Origin of the sequence: Sphingopyxis microcysteis (assembly GCF_012274265.1) — a bacterium.
In the GTDB taxonomy this organism is placed as follows: domain Bacteria; phylum Pseudomonadota; class Alphaproteobacteria; order Sphingomonadales; family Sphingomonadaceae; genus Sphingopyxis; species Sphingopyxis microcysteis.
This window is the reverse complement of the sequence record NZ_JAANYY010000004.1, coordinates 148,982-170,657: the sequence shown is the minus strand read 5'-3', so window position 1 is coordinate 170,657 and position 21,676 is coordinate 148,982. Positions and strand designations below refer to the sequence as shown.

17 protein-coding genes are annotated in these 21,676 nt (G+C 66.3%); 12 read left to right on the top strand and 5 right to left on the bottom strand.

Annotated elements, in window-relative coordinates; all coding sequences use genetic code 11:
- The first annotated feature begins 171 nt into the window (after positions 1 to 171).
- From G9408_RS12155 to G9408_RS12130, 6 genes are all read left to right on the top strand, one after another.
- On the top strand, positions 172 to 2,361 hold the full coding sequence (locus G9408_RS12155) for a TonB-dependent receptor (RefSeq protein WP_168454277.1): 2,190 nt from the start codon (positions 172 to 174) through the stop codon (positions 2,359 to 2,361).
- Between the two features lie 2 nt (positions 2,362 to 2,363).
- The gene (locus G9408_RS12150; protein ID WP_168454564.1) at positions 2,364 to 3,458 is read left to right on the top strand and encodes a PepSY-associated TM helix domain-containing protein; all 1,095 of its coding nucleotides are present in this window, start codon (positions 2,364 to 2,366) and stop codon (positions 3,456 to 3,458) included.
- 144 nt (positions 3,459 to 3,602) lie between these two features.
- Positions 3,603 to 5,771, top strand: coding sequence for a primosomal protein N' (locus G9408_RS12145; protein WP_168454276.1), 2,169 nt, complete (start codon positions 3,603 to 3,605; stop codon positions 5,769 to 5,771).
- 81 nt (positions 5,772 to 5,852) lie between these two features.
- Positions 5,853 to 7,397, top strand: a complete 1,545-nt coding sequence (locus G9408_RS12140; RefSeq protein ID WP_168454275.1) for a tetratricopeptide repeat protein — start codon at positions 5,853 to 5,855, stop codon at positions 7,395 to 7,397.
- Between the two features lie 55 nt (positions 7,398 to 7,452).
- A complete protein-coding gene (locus G9408_RS12135) occupies positions 7,453 to 9,033 on the top strand; it encodes a tetratricopeptide repeat protein (protein WP_168454274.1) in 1,581 nt (526 codons plus the stop codon).
- 79 nt (positions 9,034 to 9,112) lie between these two features.
- Positions 9,113 to 10,651, top strand: a complete 1,539-nt coding sequence (locus tag G9408_RS12130; protein ID WP_168454273.1) for a hypothetical protein — start codon at positions 9,113 to 9,115, stop codon at positions 10,649 to 10,651.
- A 6-nt stretch (positions 10,652 to 10,657) separates the two neighbouring features.
- Here G9408_RS12130 and G9408_RS12125 read toward each other — a convergent pair whose 3' ends face one another.
- From G9408_RS12125 to G9408_RS12115, 3 genes are read right to left on the bottom strand one after another with little or no spacing between them, the layout of a single operon-like run.
- On the bottom strand, positions 10,658 to 11,416 hold the full coding sequence (locus tag G9408_RS12125; protein WP_168454272.1) for an isocitrate lyase/PEP mutase family protein: 759 nt from the start codon (positions 11,414 to 11,416) through the stop codon (positions 10,658 to 10,660).
- The gene (ada, locus tag G9408_RS12120) at positions 11,416 to 12,453 is read right to left on the bottom strand and encodes a bifunctional DNA-binding transcriptional regulator/O6-methylguanine-DNA methyltransferase Ada (protein ID WP_168454271.1); all 1,038 of its coding nucleotides are present in this window, start codon (positions 12,451 to 12,453) and stop codon (positions 11,416 to 11,418) included. Before ada ends, G9408_RS12125 begins: the two co-directional genes overlap by 1 nt.
- The gene (locus tag G9408_RS12115) at positions 12,450 to 12,920 is read right to left on the bottom strand and encodes a DUF1203 domain-containing protein (RefSeq protein ID WP_168454270.1); all 471 of its coding nucleotides are present in this window, start codon (positions 12,918 to 12,920) and stop codon (positions 12,450 to 12,452) included. Before G9408_RS12115 ends, ada begins: the two co-directional genes overlap by 4 nt.
- Before the next feature lie 102 nt (positions 12,921 to 13,022).
- Here G9408_RS12115 and G9408_RS12110 point away from each other — a divergent pair, with 102 nt between their 5' ends.
- Positions 13,023 to 14,564: a S1C family serine protease gene (locus G9408_RS12110; RefSeq protein ID WP_168454269.1), complete on the top strand. Its 1,542-nt coding sequence runs from the start codon at positions 13,023 to 13,025 to the stop codon at positions 14,562 to 14,564.
- A gap of 3 nt (positions 14,565 to 14,567) precedes the next feature.
- On the opposite strand, the gene G9408_RS12105 is transcribed toward G9408_RS12110, so the two are convergent.
- Both G9408_RS12105 and G9408_RS12100 read right to left on the bottom strand, forming a co-directional pair.
- Positions 14,568 to 15,347 (bottom strand): alpha/beta hydrolase, encoded by a 780-nt coding sequence (locus G9408_RS12105; protein WP_168454268.1) that lies wholly within the window; start codon positions 15,345 to 15,347, stop codon positions 14,568 to 14,570.
- A gap of 5 nt (positions 15,348 to 15,352) precedes the next feature.
- Positions 15,353 to 16,042 (bottom strand): dienelactone hydrolase family protein, encoded by a 690-nt coding sequence (locus tag G9408_RS12100; RefSeq protein ID WP_168454267.1) that lies wholly within the window; start codon positions 16,040 to 16,042, stop codon positions 15,353 to 15,355.
- A 304-nt stretch (positions 16,043 to 16,346) separates the two neighbouring features.
- Here G9408_RS12100 and G9408_RS12095 point away from each other — a divergent pair, with 304 nt between their 5' ends.
- The 5 genes from G9408_RS12095 (at position 16,347) to G9408_RS12075 (ending at position 21,346) form a co-directional block, all read left to right on the top strand.
- Positions 16,347 to 16,913 (top strand): F0F1 ATP synthase subunit delta, encoded by a 567-nt coding sequence (locus tag G9408_RS12095; RefSeq protein WP_168454266.1) that lies wholly within the window; start codon positions 16,347 to 16,349, stop codon positions 16,911 to 16,913.
- A 3-nt stretch (positions 16,914 to 16,916) separates the two neighbouring features.
- Positions 16,917 to 18,446 (top strand): F0F1 ATP synthase subunit alpha, encoded by a 1,530-nt coding sequence (atpA, locus tag G9408_RS12090; protein ID WP_168454265.1) that lies wholly within the window; start codon positions 16,917 to 16,919, stop codon positions 18,444 to 18,446.
- Positions 18,447 to 18,503: 57 nt separating this feature from the next.
- The gene (locus G9408_RS12085; RefSeq protein ID WP_168454264.1) at positions 18,504 to 19,379 is read left to right on the top strand and encodes a F0F1 ATP synthase subunit gamma; all 876 of its coding nucleotides are present in this window, start codon (positions 18,504 to 18,506) and stop codon (positions 19,377 to 19,379) included.
- Between the two features lie 24 nt (positions 19,380 to 19,403).
- Positions 19,404 to 20,939 (top strand): F0F1 ATP synthase subunit beta, encoded by a 1,536-nt coding sequence (gene atpD, locus G9408_RS12080; protein ID WP_168454263.1) that lies wholly within the window; start codon positions 19,404 to 19,406, stop codon positions 20,937 to 20,939.
- Positions 20,940 to 21,088: 149 nt separating this feature from the next.
- Positions 21,089 to 21,346, top strand: a complete 258-nt coding sequence (locus G9408_RS12075) for an ATP synthase F1 subunit epsilon (RefSeq protein WP_168454262.1) — start codon at positions 21,089 to 21,091, stop codon at positions 21,344 to 21,346.
- Positions 21,347 to 21,676 lie beyond the last annotated feature (330 nt).

The window sequence follows — 21,676 nt, the reverse complement described above, 5'->3', positions numbered from 1 at the left end:
TCGTTTCAGGCCGAGAGCAAACCCCCACCGCTGCGACTAGGCAGCAAGCTGCCAAGTCTCGCGCCTCCCCCATCAAGGGGGAGGGAATCGCGATCTCCACCTCTGACAGTCGCCTTTATCCTTGCATCTGCAAATCCTTCGCATTAGCGGCGCTCCGAACAGGAGTTAAGAATGATTCGCAAATTGCTCGTCGCTGCATTGGCTTCCACCGCGCTTTCTGCCCCGGCGCTGGCGGAGGAAGCCGCCGACGCCGCCACCAGCGACGACACGATCATCGTCACCGCCGCCCGCACCATCCTGCCGCCGAGCGCGCTGCCGCTGACCATCGACGTGATCGACAAGGAAGCGCTCGACCAGCAGATCGCGATGGCGGGATCGGTCACCGACGCGGTCGCCAACCTGACCCCCAGCTTTTCGCCGACGCGCCAGAAACTCTCGGGCGCCGGCGAGACGCTGCGCGGCCGTTCGCCGCTCTATGCGATCAACGGCATCCCGCAATCGACCCCGCTCCGCGACGGCAGCCGCGACGGCTTTACCATCGACGGCTTCTTCGTCGATCGCGTCGAGCTGATCTATGGCTCGAACGCGTTGCAGGGGATCGGCGGCACCGGCGGTATCGTCAACCAGGTCACCGTCGGCGCGCCGAGCGAAGAAGGCCTGGCGGGCCGCGCGCTGGTGCAGGGCACCGCCGACAATGATTTTTCCAAGGCCGGAATGGGCGGCAAGCTCGCGGGGCTGATCCAGTACAAGGCAGGGGCGTTCGACGCCACCGTCGGCGCCGCCTATGAAATCCGCGGCGTGTTCTCGGACGCCAGGGGCCGCCCGATCGGGCTCAACCTGACGCAGGGCGAAACGCAGGATTCCAAGACGCTCTCGCTGTTCGGGCGCTTTGGCTATGAACTGTCGCCCAGCGCGCGGATCGACCTGATCGCCAGCCGCTTCGAATTGAAGGGCGACGGCGATTATGTCGCGACCCCCGGCAACCGCGCGCTCGGCCTGCCGACCAGCGCGGTGCGCGGCAATCCGCCGGGCAAGTCGGCGCAGAACCGCACCGAAAGCATTGCCCTGAGCCTGACCGACAGCGACCTGGGCGGCGGCAATTTCGTCAGCCAGATCTTTTTCAACCGCAGCCGCGACACCTTTGGCGGCGAAGTCGCGACGCAGGCGACCTTTCAGGACGTCCGCATCGCCCCGATCGGTACCTTGTTCGACCAGTCGCAGAACCGCAGCCGCAAATTCGGCGGCAAGCTGAGCTATGAGCGCGGCATTCCCGGGTTCGAAGATCTGACGCTGACGCTGGGTTTCGACGCGCTGTGGGACACCACCGAACAGCGGCTGATTGCGACCGGGCGCACCTGGGTTCCGCCGACCGATTTCCGCAGCCTCGCGCCCTTTGCGCAGGCGAACCTCAAATTGTTCGACGGGCTGATCCGCGTCGCGGGCGGTGCGCGCTATGAAAATGTGAAGATCAAGATCGACGATTATACGACGCTGGCGACCACGACGACGCCGCGCGGCGGGGTGTCGGTCGCGGGCGGGTCGCCGACCTTTGACGACATACTGATCAACGGCGGCGTCATCATCGAACCGATCGACGGCATCCGCGCCTATGCGAGCTATGCCGAGGGCTTCACGGTTCCCGATGTCGGCCGCATCACCCGGTCGATCGGCACCGCCGGGGTCGACATCGACAATTTTCTCGACATCTCGCCGGTCGTTTCGAACAACCGCGAGATCGGGTTCGAGGTCAAGCGCGGGCCGCTCGACGCCAGCGCGTCCTATTTCTGGTCGTCGAGCGACAAGGGGCAGCTGTTGATCGCCCGTCCCGACCGGATTTTCGACGTCCAGCGGCTCCGCGTCGAAATCCAGGGGCTCGAACTCAACCTCGGGGTCCAGACCCCGATCGACGGGCTGAAGCTCAACGTCGGCTACGCGCATCTGGTCGGCCGGTTCGACAGCGACGCGGTGCCCGACGGCATCGTCGACAGCGATCTCGACGGGTCGAACATCTCGCCCGACCGCCTGAACCTCGCGGCCAGCTATGCCAGCGGGCCGTTCTCGGCGCGCATCCAGACGCAGGTCTATTTCAATCGCCGCTTCGACAGCAAGGCGCGCGCCGCCGACGACGCCAACCCGCTGCGCCCGCTAAAGCTTGGCGACAATGACTTCGGCGGCTACACGCTGACCGACGCCAATGTCCGTTACCAGACCGGCATCGGCGGGATCAGCCTGTCGGTGCAGAATCTCTTCAACAAGCAATATATCGACTATTCGAGCGATACGCGGCTGCCGACCGATCAGCTGTCCTATTTCGCCGGGCGCGGACGCACCTTCACGCTGGGCTGGGATTACCGCTTCTGATGATGAAATTGCTCGACACGCTACACCGCTGGACGGGAGGCCTCATCGGCCTCGTGCTCGCGCTGCTCGGCCTGTCGGGGACGATCCTGCTCTACGAGCATCTGTGGATCGGCTTGCCGGGGACCGGCGACCCGCTGCGCGGCGACCTGGCGACGGTCGCCGCGACCACCGAAAAGCTGATGGCGATGCCGGGCGCGCAGGGCGTCATTTTCGCCGACGACCGCTTCGGGCTGCACCAGATGCGCTTCGGTGGCCAAGGGAACGACGGCGCGGGCGCCTATGCCAGCCAGTCGGGCGAAATCGTCACGCGCTGGACCAGCCAGTGGGAGCGGCCCGAGCTCTGGATCTTTGATTTCCACCATCATCTTTTCGCGGGCGACAGCGGCGAGTGGGTGATCGGCATCGCGGGGCTTGCCGGGCTTTTCTTCGTAATCAGCGGGGCGATCCTCTGGTGGCGGACGCGCAAAACCTTTCAGCTCCGCCTGTGGCCGAAACGCATGTCGCGCCCGTCGATCGTCATGCACCACCGCGACCTTGGCATCATCGCCGCGCCGCTGCTCCTCATCTCGATCGTTACCGGCACGATGATGATCTTCCGCCCCTTTGCGTTGGTGATGATCGCTCCCTTCGGCTCGCCCGCCGAGGCCGCCAAAGCCATCGAGCCACCCAAATACACGGGCGGCGCGCTCGCCGAAAAGCCCGACTACACCGCGATGCTGACCGCCGCGCGGCAGCGTTTTCCGGACGCCGAATTCCGTATCCTCAGCCTGCCGCGCAAGGCGGGTGACCCGATCATGCTGCGGATGCGCCAGCAGGCCGAATGGCTGCCCAATGGTCGCTCGACCTTATGGTTCGACGCCGCGACGGGCGAAGTTCTGGGCGCGCGCGATGCGCTGACGATGCCGGGCGGCGCGCAAGCGTTCAACATGGCCTTTCCGATCCACGCGTCGAAGGTTGGCGGCTGGACGTGGCGCATCGTGATGACACTCTCGGGCCTCGCGATGACGATGCTCGGTAGTTTCGCCGTGTGGAGCTTCTGGTTCCGGCGGCCGAAACCGGTGAAGCGGGTGGTGAAAAAGGCGCTGGCGCCGACCTAATCGTCGCCCCCGCGAAGGCGGGGGCCGCTGGAGGCCTAGCTCAGCAGCGCCGCACCGACCGATGGCGGCCCCCGCCTTCGCGGGGGCGACCGTGTGCAAGCGCGCTTTCCTATTTTACCCGCCGCCCTATATCCTCCCCAACCCATGACCCGCGCCCGCGTCCTCCTCCTCACCGCCGCCCTTGGCCCGCTCGACTATCGCGTCCCGCGCGAAAGCGAAGCGCCGCTCGGCAGCGTCGTCATCGCCCCGCTGGGGCCGCGGCGGATGGGCGGCGTGGTGTGGGGGGATGAGAGCTTCGGCGCGCCCGAACCCGTCGGCGACAATCGGCTGCGCAATTTGTTCGAGGTGGTGCCGGTGCCGCCGGTTTCCACGCCGCTGCGCAAGCTAGTCGAATGGACCAGCGACTATTATCTGAGCCCGCCGGGATCGGTGCTGCGCATGGTGCTGCCCGGGGTCGCCTTTGCCGATGCGCGGCGCCCGATCGTCGAATATCGCGCCACCGGCGAAATCCCCAAACGCATGACGCCGCAGCGGACGGTAGCGCTCGAAACGATCGGCGACCGGCAGGGGACGGTCCGTGAGCTCGCCGCACTGGCCGAGGTCAGTGAGGCGGTGATCCGCGGCCTCGTGAACACCGGCGCGCTCGAAGCCGTCGCCGTGTCGGCCGACGCGCCCTATCCGCGGCCCGATCCCGCGTTCGCGCCGCCCGACCTGTCCGCCGAGCAGGCCGCCGCCGCCGCCCAGCTGACCGCCGCGGTCGCCGCCGCGAAGTTCGAGACGCTGTTGCTCGACGGGGTCACCGGATCGGGCAAGACCGAAGTCTATATGGAGGCGATCGCCGCCGCGATCGACGCAGGCAAGCAAGCCCTCGTCCTGCTCCCCGAAATCGCGCTCACCGAACCGATGCTGACGCGCTTCGCGGCGCGCTTCGGCTGCGAGCCCGTGGCGTGGCACTCGGGCCTGCGCTCGACCGAGCGCCGCCGCGCCTGGCACGCGATCGCCAGCGGCGAGGCCCGGATCGTCGTCGGCGCGCGCTCCGCGCTGTTCCTGCCCTATGCCAAGCTCGGCGTCATCGTCGTCGACGAGGCGCATGAGACGAGCTTCAAGCAGGAGGATGGCGTCCATTATCATGCGCGCGACGTCGCGGTGATGCGCGGGCATTTCGAAGGGCTGCCGGTCATCCTCGCCAGCGCGACGCCCGCGCTCGAAAGCCTCGCGATGGTCGAGGCGGGGCGGTATCGCCATATCGAGCTGCCCGCGCGCTTCGGCGGCGCCACCTTGCCCGACCTCGCCGCGATCGACATGCGGCAAGACCCGCCCGACCGCGGCCGCTGGCTCGCCCCGCCGCTCGTCGATGCGCTCGCCGACCGCTTGGCCAAGGGCGAGCAGAGCCTGCTGTTCCTCAACCGCCGCGGCTTTGCGCCGCTGACCCTCTGCCGCACCTGCGGCCACCGCATCCAGTGCCCCAATTGCACCGCGTGGATGGTCGAGCACCGCCTCGTCCACCGTCTCGCCTGCCACCATTGCGGCCACGTCATGCCGCCGCCGCGGCTCTGCCCCGAATGCGAGGATGAAGACAGCCTCGTCGCCTGCGGCCCCGGCGTCGAGCGCGTCGCCGACGAGATCGCCCTGCGCTTCCCCGAAGCGCGTACCGCGATCGTCACCAGCGACACCTTATGGTCGCCCGCAAAGGCCGCCGAATTCGTCGACAATGTCGAGGGCGGGCTGGTCGACATCATCATCGGCACCCAGCTCGTCACCAAGGGCTATCATTTCCCCAACCTGACGCTCGTCGGCGTCGTCGATGCCGACCTCGGGCTCGACGGCGGCGATTTGCGCGCCTCCGAGCGCACCTTTCAGCAGATCGCGCAGGTTGCGGGGCGCGCGGGGCGCGGGGTCAAGCCCGGCGAGGTGCTGATCCAGACGCGCGTGCCCGATGCCCCCGTCATGGCTGCGCTCGTCGCCAACGATCGCGACGGCTTCTATGCCGCCGAGGCCGCGGCACGCAAACAGGCGGGGGCGCCGCCCTATGGCCGCTTCGCCGCGCTCGTCATTTCGTCCGAAGAGCTCGAGGTCGCGCGCGGCGTCGCCAAGCGGCTCGGCGACAAGGCGCCGGTCGCTGAAGGCCTCGCCGTCTATGGCCCCGCCCCCGCCCCGCTCGCGATGCTGCGCGGGCGCCACCGCTTCCGCCTCTTGCTCCACGCCCCGCGCAGTTTCGACCTGCAAGGCACGATCCGCGACTGGGTGAACAGCATCGACTGGCCATCGAAGGCGCGGCTCGCGATCGACATCGATCCCTATAGTTTCGTCTGACCGCACAAGGCTTTACAGTCGGCGACCGGCTTGGCAGCATGGCGGGTAACGAAAATCCGGGGGGATCGCATGACAAATGGCATGATGAAGCGGTGGTGCGCCGCCATTGCCTTGATCTGTTGCTGCGCGGCGCAGCCGGCAGCCGCGCGCTGGCTGCGCGCCGACACCAATAATTTCATCATCTATAGCGAAGGCGACGAAAAATCGCTGCGCCGCTTTGCCGAAAACCTCCAGCTGTTCGACGCGACACTGCGCCACCGTTTCAACGTGCCCGGCGGGTTCGAACCCAATCGGCTGACCATTTACCTGTTGCGCGAGGCGGCCGACGTCAACCGCCTGTCGGGCGGGCGGCTGGGGCCGGGAACCGCCGGATTCTACAGCGTGACCACCGACGGCAGCTTTGCGGTGTCGAACCGCGAGGATGACGGCAGCACCGGGCGCGGCACCCCGGCGTCGCAGCAGATATTGTTTCACGAATACAGCCACCATTTCATGAAACGATATATGCCGGTGGCGTTTCCGGCCTGGTTTATCGAGGGTTTCGCCGAATATCTGTCCACCGTCGATTTCGAAAAAGACGGCCGCCCCGCGGTCGGCATGCCGGTGTACAGCCGCGCCTATGGCCTGCTCGCGCTGCCGAAAATTCCTGCCGAACGGCTGCTGTCCGAACGGCCGACCGCGATGAAGACGACGGCGCAGCAGGACGCCTATTACGGCCGCGCCTGGCTGCTCACCCACATGCTTTATTCGGAACCGGCGCGATCCGGGCAATTGCTGACCTATATGCAGGCGATCAATCGCGGCGACGATCCGGCCAAGGCCGCGGCGGCGGCGTTCGGCGATCTTGCGAAGCTCGACAAGGACCTCAACGCCTATCTCAATCGCCGCCTGAACTACACGCTGCTCCACAAGGCGATGGTCGTCGAAGGCGAGATCAGCATCACCCCGTTGTCGGCGGCCGAAGACGCGCTGCTGCCGCTGCGGCTGGCACGGCTGAGCGCGGGCGGCGATCAGGAGCGCCTGACCAAGATCAGCGCCGACCTGCAGAAACTGGCGACACAGCATCCCGGCGACGCCGGGGTCTGGTTCGAACTGGCGGCCAGCGAATGGGACAAGGACGACGATCAGCGCGACCTGGCCGCGACCCGCGCGGCGGTCGACAAAGCCCTGGCGCTAAAGGCCGACCATGTCCGCGCCAACGTCCTGCTCGGGCGGCTGCTGGCGAAGGAGATGGACACGAAAGGCGATTATAGCGATGCGGCCTGGCGCGCCGTGCGCAAACCGATTGCACTCGCCAACCGGACCAACCCCGACGATCCGCTGCCGCTCTTCGAATTTTTCCAATCCTATGTCGACCAGGGACAGCGCCCGCCCGCGATCGCGTTGCAGGGACTGGCGCAGGCTTTTTCGCTGGAGCCGGAAAATGTCACCATTCGCATGAACCATGCCTTTGCCCTTGCCAATGCGGGCAAAATCGACGCGGCGGCGAACCTCGCCAAAACGATCGCGTTCGACCCGCACGATCGTGGCAATGGACAGAATCTGCTCGACCAGATCGAGGCCATGCGCGATCGCGGCAAGGATAGCGCGGTGACCGCTGCCGATGCAGGCGCGACCGAAGATTGAACGAACCGCGATCGGCCAGGGGATCGATCGACGGGGAAAGAGGAACGGGACTGTGATGTTGAAAATTGCCGCGCGGATCGTCTGCACGATCATGACCCTGACCCTGGCGGCGACCGCCACGACGGCGCGCGCCGAATGGTGGGAAGCGCGCACCAGCCATTTCATCATCTATTCCGAAACCAAGCGCGAAGATGCCGAAGCGTTCGCACGCGACCTTGAACGCTTCGACAATGCGCTGCGCACGATGCAGAACATGCCCGTCCCCGGCCCCGATGTCGGCGACGCCAACCGCCTGAAAGTCTATCGCACCGGCGACACCGACCGGCTCGGCTATATCCTCAACGCATCGGGCGCCGGGATCGGCGGCATCTATTTCGGCCGCGCCGGCAATCCGACCTCGTTCGTTCCAGCGCGCGAGAAGCGCTCCTTGTCGCGCGGCATCGACACCAGCGGCCCCCAGCTCGACATCCGGTCGACGCTGTTCCACGAATATACCCATCATTTCATGCTGAGCAATTTCAGCACCGCCTATCCGCATTGGTACACCGAAGGGTTCGCGGAACTGTACAGCACGATCCGCTTCAATCCCGACGGCAGCTTTCACGTCGGCGACGTGCCGCAGCATCGCGGCGAGATGCTCAAACAGCTGTCGGACACCAAGCTGACGCGCCTGCTCGACACCAAGGTCAAGCTCAACGGGCTGGAATATTATCAGTCGTACAGCTTTGGCTGGCTGCTCGCGCATTATCTCAATTTCCATCCGGCGCGCAAAGGCCAGATCCAGACCTATCTGTCGGCGGTCAATCGAGGTGAGGATTCGCTCGCCGCCGCCAAAAATGCGTTCGGCGACCTCGACGCGCTGCAACGCGAGGTGCGCCGGTACAAGAGCGGCCCGTTCCTCGGTTATGACATCAAGCCCGCCAATTATGCCGAACCGGTCGTCACGATGCGCCGGATGAGCGCCGCCGAAGAGGCCGTGATGCAGGCGCATATGCGGTCGGTCCGCGGGGTGACGCGGTCGCAGGCGAAGGACGTCGCGAGCGACCTGCGCAGCAAGGCGGCGCCCTATCCCGAAAGCCTGTTCGTCCAGCTGGCGCTGGCCGAAGCCGAAATCGACGCCCAGAATTTCGACGCTGCCGACGCCGCCGCCGATCGCGCGATCGCCGTCGATGCCAATTCGCCGCTGGCGCATTATTGGAAGGCGATGGTGGCGATGGGCCGGGGCGAAAAGGACAAGGCGGCCTATGCCGCGGCGCGGCCGCATCTGGTCAAGGCGCGGCGGATCGACCCCAAGGATCCGCGTCCCGCCATCGCTTATTACCAATCCTTCTATGACGCGGGCGAAGCGGTTCCCGAACCGGCGATCATCGCGCTGGAGGAAGTGTTTCCCTATGCCTCCTATGATCCCACCTATCGCCTGCTGCTGGGACGCCAGCTGATCGATGAAAAGAAGGGCGACCTGGCGCGCAGCGTGCTGGCCCCGATCGCTTTCGGGTCGCACAGCAGCGACGAGGAAAATCCGTTGCAGGCCGTCATCGCCGCGATCGACGCCAAAAATCTGGACGAAGCGCGCACCAAGATGGCCGAGATCTACAAGAAGATGAAGGACGCCCGCGACGGCAAAGACCGGCGCTGAATTTGCAAGCACATAGAGGACTTTACAGCCGCTGCCGCGACTGGCAGCACCGCCGCGGATGCCAGTCGGGAGCAGCAGCATGATCAGGATTCGCGTGACGATGGTCGCGGTCATTTTGGCCGTCATCGCCACCCCGGCGCACGCCAAATGGCTGCGCGCCGATACCGAGAGCTTCATCATCTACAGCGAGAGCAACGAAAAGCAGCTGCGCGAATTCGCCGCCAATCTGCAGCGCTTCGACACCACGCTGCGCGTCGTGTTCAACGTCGCGGCAAAGGGCGAGGAAAGCCGCCTGCCCATCTATCTGCTGCCCGGCCGCGACGATGTCGCCCGGCTCGCGACCGGATCGCGCAGCGCCCCCGTTTCGGGTTTCTACCGGCAGGACCGCGATGGCAGCTTTGCCCTGTCGCACCGGCAGAACGACGGCACCCTGCCCGGCACGTCGCCGGCGCAGCAGGTGCTGTTCCACGAATATAGCCATCATTTCATGAAACGGCATTTGCGCGTCGCCTTTCCCGGCTGGTTCATCGAAGGCTTTGCCGAATATTATTCGACGGTCGATTTCGACAAAGAGGGGCGGGCGATGGTCGGCCAGCCCGCCCATCGCCGCGCCTATGGCCTGTTGATGCTGCCCAAGATGCCCGCCGAGCGCGTCCTGTTCGAACCGCCCAGCGCGATGCGCAGCCGCGGCCAGACCGACGTCTATTATGGCCGGTCGTGGCTGCTCACCCACATGCTGTTCCACGACCCGGCGCGCGCCAACCAGATCAACGCCTACACCAACGCGATCAACGCCGGGACCGAACCGCGCAAGGCGGCGACCGACGCGTTCGGCGACCTTGCGCAGCTCGACAAGGATCTCAACCGCTATGTCGAGGGGCGGCTGTCCTACCGTACGACGCGCGATCCCGTGCCGGTATCGACCGCGATCAAGATCACCCCGCTGTCGGCGGACGAGGATGCGGTGATGATGCTGCGCATCGAACGGATGAATGCGCGCGCCGATCAGGCCCGTCTGACCAAGGTCCGCGACGATTTGCGGGCGCTCGCCGCAAAACTGCCGACGAACCCCGATCTCCAGTATGAACTGGCCGCCGCCGAATGGGATATTGCGCCCGCCACCCGCGACCTGACGGCGACGCGCGCCGCACTGGACAAGCTGCTGGCAGCCAGGCCCGAGCATGTGCGCGGCAACGTCCTGCTGGGGCAGCTCCAGCTCCAACAGCTACGCCAAAAGGGCGAGACCGATCCGGCCGCGTGGAAAGCCGCGCGGCGACCGATCCAGATCGCGAACCGCGCCGACCCCAACGACCCGATCCCGCTCCACGCCTATTTTCAGAGCTTTCTGACCGAACGGACGCGCCCAAGCGACATGGCGATCAAGGGGCTGGAGCGTGCCTTTGCGCTGACGCCTGAAAACCTCAATCTTCGCAGCGCCTACGCCGTCTCGCTGGCGCATCTGGGGCGCTTCGAACCCGCGATCAACCTCGCCAAGACCGTCGCGTTCGATCCGCACGACAATGGCCGCGGCGATGCACTGCTGAAGCGGATCGAAACGATGCGCGATAGCGGCGGCGCCGCCGCACCCGAAGCGGAAGACGACGACGGCGAGAGCTGACTCCCGTCAATAATCGGGTTCGGCGCCGTCCAGTACCTGCGCCGCCTGCCCGGTCAGCCACGCCATCGCCGCCGCCCATGGCTGGTGCCCGTGGCTGATCCGCGCGACGCCGAGGTTCGCCAGTTCCTTGTGCGTCGGCCCGCCCTTGCCGCGCAATATATTCACCGGCAGCGGCGAGGCGTCGCAGATCGCGCCAATGCATTTGGGATCGAGTAGGAAAGGCACAAACAGCGACCCCGCGCCCGCATCGGCATAGGCGCGTGCGCGTTCGAGCGTTGCGGCGACCAGCGCGTCCCCATCCTCCGCGACATCGGCGCCGCGGAAGGTGTCGCAGCGCGCGTTGACGAAGATCCCGGTGTCGGCGGCAGCGCGATAGCGCGCCACCGCATCGGGGATCGCCAGCAGCGCCGTCTGGCCCGGCAGCCGATCCTCCATGTTGATCCCCGCCGCCCCGGCATCGCGCGCGCGCGCGACCGAGACCCCGACCGCCGCCGAATCGGCGCCATAGCCCGATTCCATGTCGATCGTCACCGGCAGGTCGGTCACCGCCAGGATGCGCGCGAGATTTTCGAACACATCTTCGAGCGGAAAATCCTCGCCATCGGCACGCCCCTGCGCGCCCGCGACGCCGAAGCTGCCCGTCGCGATCGCCTTCGCGCCCGCCGCGGCGACCGCCTTCGCGCTTCCCGCATCCCAGATATTGACCAGGATCAGCGGGTCGCCCGGAACATGCAGCGCGCGAAATTCAGCAATTTTGTCGGACATCAAAAACTCTCCCGCTTGAGCAATTCTTCCTTGATCGGCAGGCCATAGGCGTAGCCGCCGAGCGTCCCGTCGCTGCGCACCACCCGGTGGCACGGGATCAGTACCGCGACATTGTTCGCACCATTGGCGCTGCCCGCGGCGCGCACCGCCTTGGGCTTGCCGATCGCGGCGGCAATGTCGGCATAGCTGCGCGTCTCGCCCGCCGGGATCCGGCGCAGCTCGCGCCACACCGCTTCCTGAAAGGCGGTGCCTTTCACGTCGATCGGGATATGGTCGAAACCGTCGGTAGGGGCTTCGACCGCGGCGACCACCTGTTTCAGCAGCGCAGCGAACTCGGTACCGCCCTCGACCAGGTCGGCGGCAGGAAAGCGCTCCTCGAGCGCCTCGCGCCCCTCGGCGAACGACAGGCGGCACACCCCCTTGTCGGTCGCCGCGACGAGCATGTCGCCCAGGCTGGTCGCCACCACCGCCCAGTGGATCGTCACCCCCCTGCCGCCGTTCACCCATGCCGAAGCCGTCATCCCCATGCGTCCTTCCATATTGTCATAGAATCGCGACGGCCCCGAAAAGCCCGCGTCGTAAATCGCGTCGGTGACCCGCCCGCCCTCGCTCAGCGCCTGCCGCGCGCGCTCGTCGCGCAAGGCGCGGGCATAGGCGGCGGGCGACAGCCCGGTGTGGCGGGTGAAGACGCGCTGGAAATGCGTCGCAGAATAGCCGGTGCGCGCGGCGAGGTCGGCGAGCGCGAGCGGCTCCTCGCTCGCCTTGATCGCGTGGATCGCCGCGAGCACCGCACCCTCGTCGCGCGCGACATCGTCGGGCAGGCAGCGCTTGCAGGGGCGCAGCCCGGTCGCGCGCGCCGCTGCGCCGTCGGCGAAAAAGCGCACATTTTCGCGCAAGGGATGGCGCGCCGCGCAGCTTGGACGGCAATAGATGCCCGTCGTGAGCACACCGGTGACGAAGCGCCCGTCGAGCGCGCGGTCGCGGCGCAGCACCGCCGCCCAGCGCGCATCGTCGGTCATGGTGTCGGCGGCGCTCATACCCCGTCCCTTTCGATCCGCGCCGCGAAACAGCCGTGCGCGGCGTTGTGCGCGTCGATATACGCGATGCCGGCATCGGCGAACAGGTCGCGGATCGCACCATCGGCCTCACCCGGCGCCGCGAGCCTTGCGGTTTGCAGCATGCCCGCGGCATCGAAGGCGCGCAGCGCGATCGGCCGCCCGGCAAATACTGGCGGCAGTTCGTCGCGATAGCGGGCCGCGTCGACCCCCGGTCGCACATAGATTGCATAAGCGCTGCGATACGGCGTTTCGACGTCGTGGCTGACATGGTGGAGCAGGATCAGTTCCTCCCCGGCGCGCGCATCCTCCAGGCTGATCCGACAGGGAAATCCCATATCGGCGGTGGCGGTAACGCGGCGCGCGTTGATCGCGGCCAGCCCCGCATCGTCCATCGCGAACAAGGGGGCAAAACGGTCGGGGGCGAGCCCTTCGATCATATAGGTCATCGGATCTTTCCTTTCACTTCGGTTGCGGCCGTCTTGCCACCCTGCGCCGCCCGGTGCGTCCCGATGCTTGCGTTCAAAGTTGGCGCGGCTAGGGTGCGCGCCATGACCCGCCTCCTCGCGCTGCTGCTCGCCCTGTTCGCCCTGACCCTGCCCGCGCGCGCCGCCGACGACATCAGCGCCGCGTCGCGCAGCGTCGTGCGCGTCGTCACGGTGGCGATGGTCGACGGCGAAGTGGTCGGTTTCGGCCATGGCAGCGGCATCGCGATCTCGCCGACGCGCATCGTCACCAACGCCCATGTCGTCGAATCGGCGGTGCAATATCCGAACAATGTCGCGCTTGGTGTCGTCCCGTCGGAGGGGCAAAAAAGCTTCGCGGCAAAGCTGATCGCGATCGACAAGGCGCGCGACCTGGCGCTGCTCGAAATTACCGAGGCGCGGTTGCCCGCCGCCGCGGTTTACACCGGGCCGCTCGAATCGGGCGCCGATGTCGTCGCGCTGGGCTATCCGGGCAATGTCGACCTTGCGACCGCGCGCAGCGCCAACGACTATATCACCCCGCGCACCCCGACGCGCAGCGAGGGCAATCTGTCGAACACGCAAAGCGTCGACGGCGTCGCGATGCAGATCCACACCGCGAAAATTTCGCGCGGCAATTCGGGCGGGCCGCTGGTCGATGCGTGCGGCCGCATCGCCGGGATCAACACCGCGATCACGCGCGCCGACGATGGTGATTCGCCCTTTGCCTTTGCGATTTCGGCGCGCGAACTCACCCGGTTCCTGGCCGATGCGAACCAACAATATGCCAGCGTCGGCACTCCCTGCCTGTCGCTGGCCGAGGCCGACGCGCGCGATCGCGCCGCGATGGACGCCGAAGCGCGCGCGAGCGCCGAGGCGAACGCCGCGAAAAACGCCGCGGCACAGCTCGACCGCAACCTCAAACAGGCGCGCGCCGAAGAGGAAGCGCTGGCGGCGCGCGAGAACCGCATCGCGCTCGCGGGCGTGTTCTTCGTCATCGGCGCGCTCGCCGCGGGCGCCGGGCTGCTCTTCTACAGCCAGCAAAATATGCGCAACGCCAAGATCGCCGGCGGGGCGGGCGCGGCGCTGATGATCGGCGCGGCGGTGCTGTTCGTCACGCGCCCCGACGCGCGCGCCGAAATCGCCGCCGACAGTGCCCCGGCGCCGACCGCCGCCGAGCCAAAACTTGCGGCGGGGAATCTGCTCTGCACGATCCGCCCCGATCGCAGCCGCATCACCGTGTCGGCAACGACCGATGTGCCGATCAGCATCGGCAAGGATGGCTGCGTCAACGGCCGCATTCAATATACGCGCGGCGCCGACGACCGCTGGCAACGCATCCTCGTTCCCAATGACGAGCCGACGGTGACTGTCGCGTCGATCGACGCGGCGGGACGCGACTATCGCGTCGAACGCTATCTGCTCGACGCCGAGACGATGGCGAAGGCGCGCGAGACGCGCGCTGGCGTCGCACTCAAAAGCTGCACCGCCAACCCCGACGAGCTCGCCGGCCTCGCGGCGCAGCAGGACGCGATCCGCAGCGCGCTTCCCGCCAGCCCCAACGAGCGCCTCGTCTATCGCTGCCAGCCCGCGAGCGGCGCGGCGGCGAAGCCCGCGACCGGCGGCTGAGCCTCAGCGCAGCCCGCCCACCCATTTGGTGAGCAGCGCCTGCGCGGGCGCGGTATAGGCGAGCTCGTGGCCGACCCCCGCGAGGCGCGCGACCGTCGCATCGCGCCGCGCCTGCACCAGCCGGTCGAGATTGTCGGGCGTCACCAGCGTGTCGGCGTCGCCGTGCATCAGGAAAACGGGCGCTTTCACCCGCCCCAGCTTCGCGCCATTGTCGAAGCGATCGCGCACCAGCCAGCGCGGGACGAACGGCACCTGCCGCTGCACCACCGATGGCAGGTCCGAAAAGCCAGACACGAGCATCAGCGCCGCGACCTCATGGCGCAGCGCGATCTCGGTCGCCGGCCCCGACCCGATCGAATTGCCGACGACGACGATGTCGCGCGGCGCCACCCCCGCGGCGTCGAGCCACCGCATTGCCGCCGCGCCGTCGCGATAGAATCCCGCCTCGCCGGGCGACCCCGGATTGCCGCCATAACCGCGATATTCGACGAGCATCAACCCATGCCCCGCCGCCGCCGGACCGCGCGTCGCCTCGATCGCGCCCCGCATATTGTCGCCATTGCCATGGAAGAAGAGGATCGTCTTCTTGCCCGGCGCCGCGGGGCGATAAAAGGCCGACAGCCGCAGCCCATCCTCCGTCTCCGTATGGACGAGCCGGAAACCGGGCAGCGCCGCGCGCGGATAATCCAGCGGCGCGGGAAAAATCATCCGTCGCTGCTGCGTATAGAGGAACGCAGCGGCAACGAGCGCAAAGACGAACAGCCCCAGAAGGAGCTGGGCCAATATCCTCACCCGCCGCACGCCCTGAACAGCATCAGCGTCCGTTCACGCGCGAGCTCGCTCGACGCCTCGTGATAATCCTTGCGCCGGTCGCTGTTGAAGCCGTGGTTGGCGTCATAGACAAAGATTTGCGCGGTCGGGTGATCCTTCGCGATCAGCGCCTCGACGCCTTCCATCGGGATGCCCGCGTCATAGCGGCCGAAATGGGCGATCGTCGCGCATCCGGGTGCCTGATCGGCGAACTGCGTGGGGACCAGGCTGCCATAATAGGCCGACGCCGCGGCGAGGTCAGGGCTGATCTGCGCCATCCGCCACGCGACCGAGCCGCCGTAGCAATAGCCGGTGATAAAGACCGGGCCTCGAGAACCTTTTGGGCCCTTCAGCGCGTCGATGCACGTCTGCGCGTCCTTCAGGCTCTGTTCGAACGGATGCAGCTCGCGCGCCAGCTGCACCGCGCGTTCGAACTGCGGCCCCGAATAGTCGCTCTCGAACCCCGGATGCTCGCGGTCGAACAGCGCGGGCGCCAGCACCTCATAGCCATCGGCGGCATATTCGTCGCAAAGCTCGCGGATATGATCGGTGACCCCGAAAATTTCCTGAATGAGGACAAGCCCGCCGCGTCGTGCGCCTTCCGGCTGCGCGTGATAGACGGCGATTTCGGCGCCATCGTCCATCGTCATTCGAATCATCTCGCCCATGCGCTTCCCCACTTCCGTTCGGACTGAGCCTGTCGGGGCCGCAGGCGACCGCAGGTCAACTCCCGTCCTTCTTTCCCACAACCTTTGAAGAAAGAACGGCCCTTCGACAAGCTCAGAGCCTGCCCCCGCGAAGGCGGGGGGCGAACGGGTTTGGGAAGGTGGTCGGAAGACTCCCAACCCCACCTTGCATTGCAGCAAAATCGTTGCTAGGCGCGCCGCGACTTCGCGTAGGGGACATTCGACGAATCTCCCCATGAACGGCGCGACCCATCCCCCACGGGATAGCAACAAAGGACTTTCACGCGTGGAGAATTCCGGCGGCATTCAGGGCAACATCACGGCGGGCCTCGCGGGCCGTTATGCAGTCGCTTTGTTCGATCTGGCCCGCGAATCGAACGCGATCGACACGGTCGCCAAGAGCCTCGCAACGCTGAAGACCGGCCTTACCGAATCGACCGACCTGTCGGCGCTGATCGCCAGCCCGGTCGTCGGTCGCGGCGACGCCGCCAGCGCGATCGGTGCCGTTGCCAAGGCGATGAAGCTCGATTCGCTGACCGCCAAATTCCTGGGCGTACTCGCCGAGAACCGCCGCCTTGCCGATCTGCCCAAGATGATCGACGCCTTCGACGCGATCGTCGCCGACCACCGCGGCGAAGTGACCGCCAAGGTCACCAGCGCGCACCCGCTTACCGCCGACCAGCTCAAGGCGCTGACCGCGAACCTCAAATCCCGTGTCGGCCGCGACGTTTCCGTCGCGACGACCGTCGACCCCGCCATCCTTGGCGGTCTCGTCGTCCAGCTGGGCAGCCAGCTGATCGACGGCAGCATCCGTACCCGTCTCAATAGCTTCGCACAGGCGATGAAAGGCTAAACCATGGAAATCCGCGCCGCTGAAATCAGCAAGGTCATCAAGGACCAGATCGCCAATTTCGGCACCGACGCAACGGTCAGCGAAATCGGTCAGGTGCTGTCGGTCGGCGACGGCATCGCCCGCGTCCACGGCCTCGACAATGTCCAGGCCGGTGAAATGGTCGAATTCGCCAATGGCGTGCAGGGCATGGCATTGAACCTCGAAGCCGACAATGTCGGTATCGTGATCTTCGGCTCGGACGCCGAGATCAAGGAAGGCGACCAGGTCAAGCGCACCGGAACGATCGTCGACGTCCCCGTCGGCAAAGGCCTGCTCGGCCGCGTCGTCGATGGCCTCGGCAATCCGATCGACGGCAAGGGCCCGATCAAGGCCGACAAGCGCATGCGCGTCGAGGTCAAGGCGCCGGGCATCATCCCGCGCACCTCGGTCCACGAACCCGTCCAGACCGGCCTCAAGGCGCTCGACGCCCTCGTCCCCGTCGGCCGCGGCCAGCGCGAGCTGATCATCGGCGACCGTCAGACCGGCAAGACCGCCGTCGCGATCGACACCTTCATCAACCAGAAGCAGGCCAACGCCGGCGACGATGAGTCGAAGAAGCTGTACTGCATCTATGTCGCGGTCGGCCAGAAGCGCTCGACGGTTGCGCAGATCGTGCGTCAGCTCGAAGAAAATGGCGCGATGGAATATTCGATCGTCGTCGCCGCGACCGCGTCGGAACCCGCTCCGCTTCAGTTCCTCGCGCCCTACACCGGCTGCACGATGGGCGAATTTTTCCGCGACAACGGCATGCATGCCGTCATCGTCTATGACGATCTGTCGAAGCAGGCCGTCGCCTATCGCCAGATGTCGCTGCTGCTCCGCCGCCCGCCGGGCCGCGAAGCCTATCCCGGCGACGTTTTCTATCTCCACAGCCGCCTGCTCGAGCGCGCCGCAAAGATGAACAGCGACAATGGCGCGGGTTCGCTCACTGCACTGCCGATCATCGAAACGCAGGCGGGCGACGTTTCGGCGTACATCCCGACCAACGTGATTTCGATCACCGACGGTCAGATCTTCCTCGAAACCAACCTGTTCAACGCCGGTATCCGCCCCGCCATTAACGTGGGTCTGTCGGTGAGCCGCGTCGGTTCGGCCGCGCAGACCAAGGCAATGAAAAAGGTGTCGGGCTCGATCAAGCTTGAGCTCGCGCAATATCGCGAAATGGAAGCCTTTGCGCAGTTCGGTTCGGACCTCGACGCGTCGACGCAAAAGCTGCTCAACCGCGGCGCGCGCCTGACGCAGCTCTTGAAGCAGCCGCAGTTCCAGCCGATGCCGTTCGAAGAGCAGACCGCGTCGATCTTCGCCGGCACCAACGGCTATCTCGACAATGTCGCGACGACCGACGTGTCGCGCTACGAGCAGGCGATGCTCGCCTATCTGCGCAGCGACCATGCCGATGTGCTGAAGGCGATCCGCGACACCAAGGACCTGGGCGACGACGCCAAAAAGGGTCTGGTCGCGGCGCTCGACGCCTTCGCCAAGATTTTCGCGTAAGCCAAGTTACCGTGAGCCCGGCCAGTCGCGCCGGGCTGACGAACAAGAGGGGCCGTAATGGCATCGCTTAAGGAACTCAAAGGGCGGATCGTCTCGGTCAAATCGACCCAGAAGATCACCAAGGCCAAGAAGATGGTCGCCGCCGCGAAGCTGCGTAAAGCACAAGCGGCCGCCGAAGCCGCGCGTCCTTACGCCGAGCGGCTCGAGGGTGTCGTCGCCAGCCTCGCGTCAAAGGTCGGCGCGTCGGATTCGGCGCCGAAGCTGCTTTCGGGCACCGGCAAGAGCGACACGCACCTGCTCGTCGTGCTCAACAGCGACCGCGGCCTTGCCGGCGCGTTCAACTCGAACATCGTCAAGGCCGCGCGCGATAAGGCGCTCGAGTTGCAGGCCGAGGGCAAGAAGGTTCTCTTCTACCTCGTCGGCCGCAAGGGCCGCCCGGTGATCGCACGCCTCTTCCCGGGCCAGATCATCGAGCAGTATGAAACCACCGGCATCCGCGACATCGGCTTCGAACAGGCGAGCGACATCTCGGCGAAGGTGATGGAGCTTTACGAAGCCGGCGCCTTCGACGTCGCGCATCTTTTCTATTCGAAGTTCCGCTCGGCGCTGCTCCAGATCGCCACCGGTCAGCAGATGATCCCGGTCCCGCCGCCCGCCGACGTCCCGGCGTCGAGCGGCGCCGCCGTCGAGTACGAACCCGACGAGGAAGCGATCCTCGCCGACCTGCTCCCGCGCAACGTCACCATCCAGATCTTCAAGGGTCTCCTTGAAAACGCCGCGTCCGAACAGGGCGCGTCGATGACCGCGATGGACAATGCGACGCGCAACGCGGGCGACCTGATCAACAAGCTGACCATCGTTTACAACCGCACGCGTCAGGCGGCGATCACCACCGAACTTATCGAAATCATTGCCGGCGCCGAAGCGCTGTAAGCTATCCAAGCAAGGAAGAACGTAATGGCTACCGCTCCCGCTGAAAAGAAGGCTCCCGCCAAGAAGGCCGCCGCGCCCAAGGCTGCTGCGCCGAAGAAGGCTGCCGCTCCGAAGGCTGCCGCCACCGGCACCGCAACCGGCCGCGTCGCGCAGGTCATCGGCGCCGTCGTCGACGTCCAGTTCACGGGTGAGCTGCCCGCGATCCTGAACGCGCTCGAAACCGACAACAACGGCAACCGCCTCGTCCTCGAAGTCGCGCAGCACCTCGGCGAAAACACCGTCCGCACCATCGCGATGGACGCGACCGACGGCCTGACCCGCGGCCAGCCCGTTGTCGACACCGGCGCGCAGATCTCGGTTCCCGTCGGCCCGCAGACGCTCGGCCGCATCCTCAACGTCATCGGCGACCCGATCGACGAACGCGGCCCGGTGAACGCCGGCATGTCGGCGCCGATCCACGCCAAGGCTCCCGAATTCGTCGACCAGTCGACCGAAGCCGCGATCCTCGTGACCGGCATCAAGGTCATCGACCTGATCGCCCCCTACGCCAAGGGCGGCAAGATCGGCCTGTTCGGCGGCGCGGGCGTCGGCAAGACCGTTCTCATTCAGGAACTGATCAACAACATCGCCAAGGGCCACGGCGGCGTGTCGGTGTTCGCGGGCGTCGGTGAACGCACCCGCGAAGGCAACGATCTCTATCACGAATTCCTCGACGCCGGCGTTATCGCCAAGGACGCCGACGGCAACCCGACCCCCGACGGGTCGAAGGTGGCACTGGTGTTCGGCCAGATGAACGAGCCCCCGGGCGCCCGCGCCCGCGTCGCGCTCTCGGGTCTGACGATGGCCGAATATTTCCGCGATCAGGAAGGCCAGGACGTTCTGTTCTTCGTCGACAACATCTTCCGCTTCACCCAGGCGGGTTCGGAAGTGTCGGCGCTGCTCGGCCGTATTCCCTCGGCGGTGGGTTACCAGCCGACGCTGTCGACCGACATGGGCGCGCTGCAGGAACGCATCACCTCGACCACCAAGGGCTCGATCACCTCGGTGCAGGCCATTTACGTTCCCGCGGACGACTTGACCGACCCGGCTCCCGCTACCTCGTTCGCTCACCTGGACGCGACGACGACGCTCAGCCGCGCGATTTCGGAACTCGGCATCTACCCCGCGGTCGACCCGCTCGACTCGACCTCGCGCGTGCTCACCGCCGCGACCGTCGGTCAGGAGCATTATGAGACCGCCCGCCGCGTTCAGGAAACGCTGCAAAAGTACAAGTCGCTGCAGGACATCATCGCGATTCTCGGCATGGACGAGCTGTCGGAAGAAGATAAGCTGGTCGTCGCCCGCGCGCGCAAGATCCAGCGCTTCCTGTCGCAGCCCTTCCACGTCGCCGAAGTCTTCACCGGCATCCCCGGCAAGTTCGTCGCGATCGAAGACACGGTGAAGTCGTTCAAGGCCGTCGTCGACGGCGAGTACGACCATCTGCCCGAAGCGGCCTTCTACATGGTCGGCGGCATCGACGAAGCGGTCGCCAAGGCCGCGAAGCTCGCCGAAGACGCGTAATCTTATACCCCCTCCCCTTCAGGGGAGGGGCAGTGAGACTTGCGGGCTTGGCCGCTAGTCGCAACGGGGTGGGCCGCGAGGTCCGTGCTAGGCCGATGGCCCCCACCCCAACCCCTCCCCTGAAGGGGAGGGGCTTTAGGAATGAAGACATGGCTCTGAAGTTCGAACTTGTCACCCCCGCCCGCCTCGAGCGGACCGCCGACGTCCATATGGTCACCGTGCCGGGGACCGAGGGCGATTTTTCGGTGCTCGAAGGCCACGCACCCTTCATGGCGACGCTGCGCAACGGCCCGCTGATGATCTACGCCACCGCGGGCGCCGCGCCCGAAGTGATCGAGGTCGAGGGCGGCTTTGCCGAGGTTAACGAAGCCGGGCTGACCGTGCTGGCCGAGCATATCGCCGGCTGACCCTTTTCGCCCGTCCACGGCGATTCGAAAGCCCGCATCCCGATGGATGCGGGCTTTTTTCGTGGGTGGGGTGGCGTTGAGCGTTGGTCGGCGGGGCAGGTCTCGACCGGAATCAGCCGCGCAATCCAGTCCCCGTTCGTATCGAGCGAAGTCGAGATACGCGTGGCTTGGCGTGAGCCTTCGGCGTGTCTCGACTTCGCTCGACACGAACGGAGGTTGGAGACGGTCGGGAATCCACCCCAAACCCGCCCCCTCATACCGCCCCTCGCATTCGCCCGCGCGCATTAGGACAATGTCAAAGTTTCCGATTTATTCACCGTGTCGGATGGG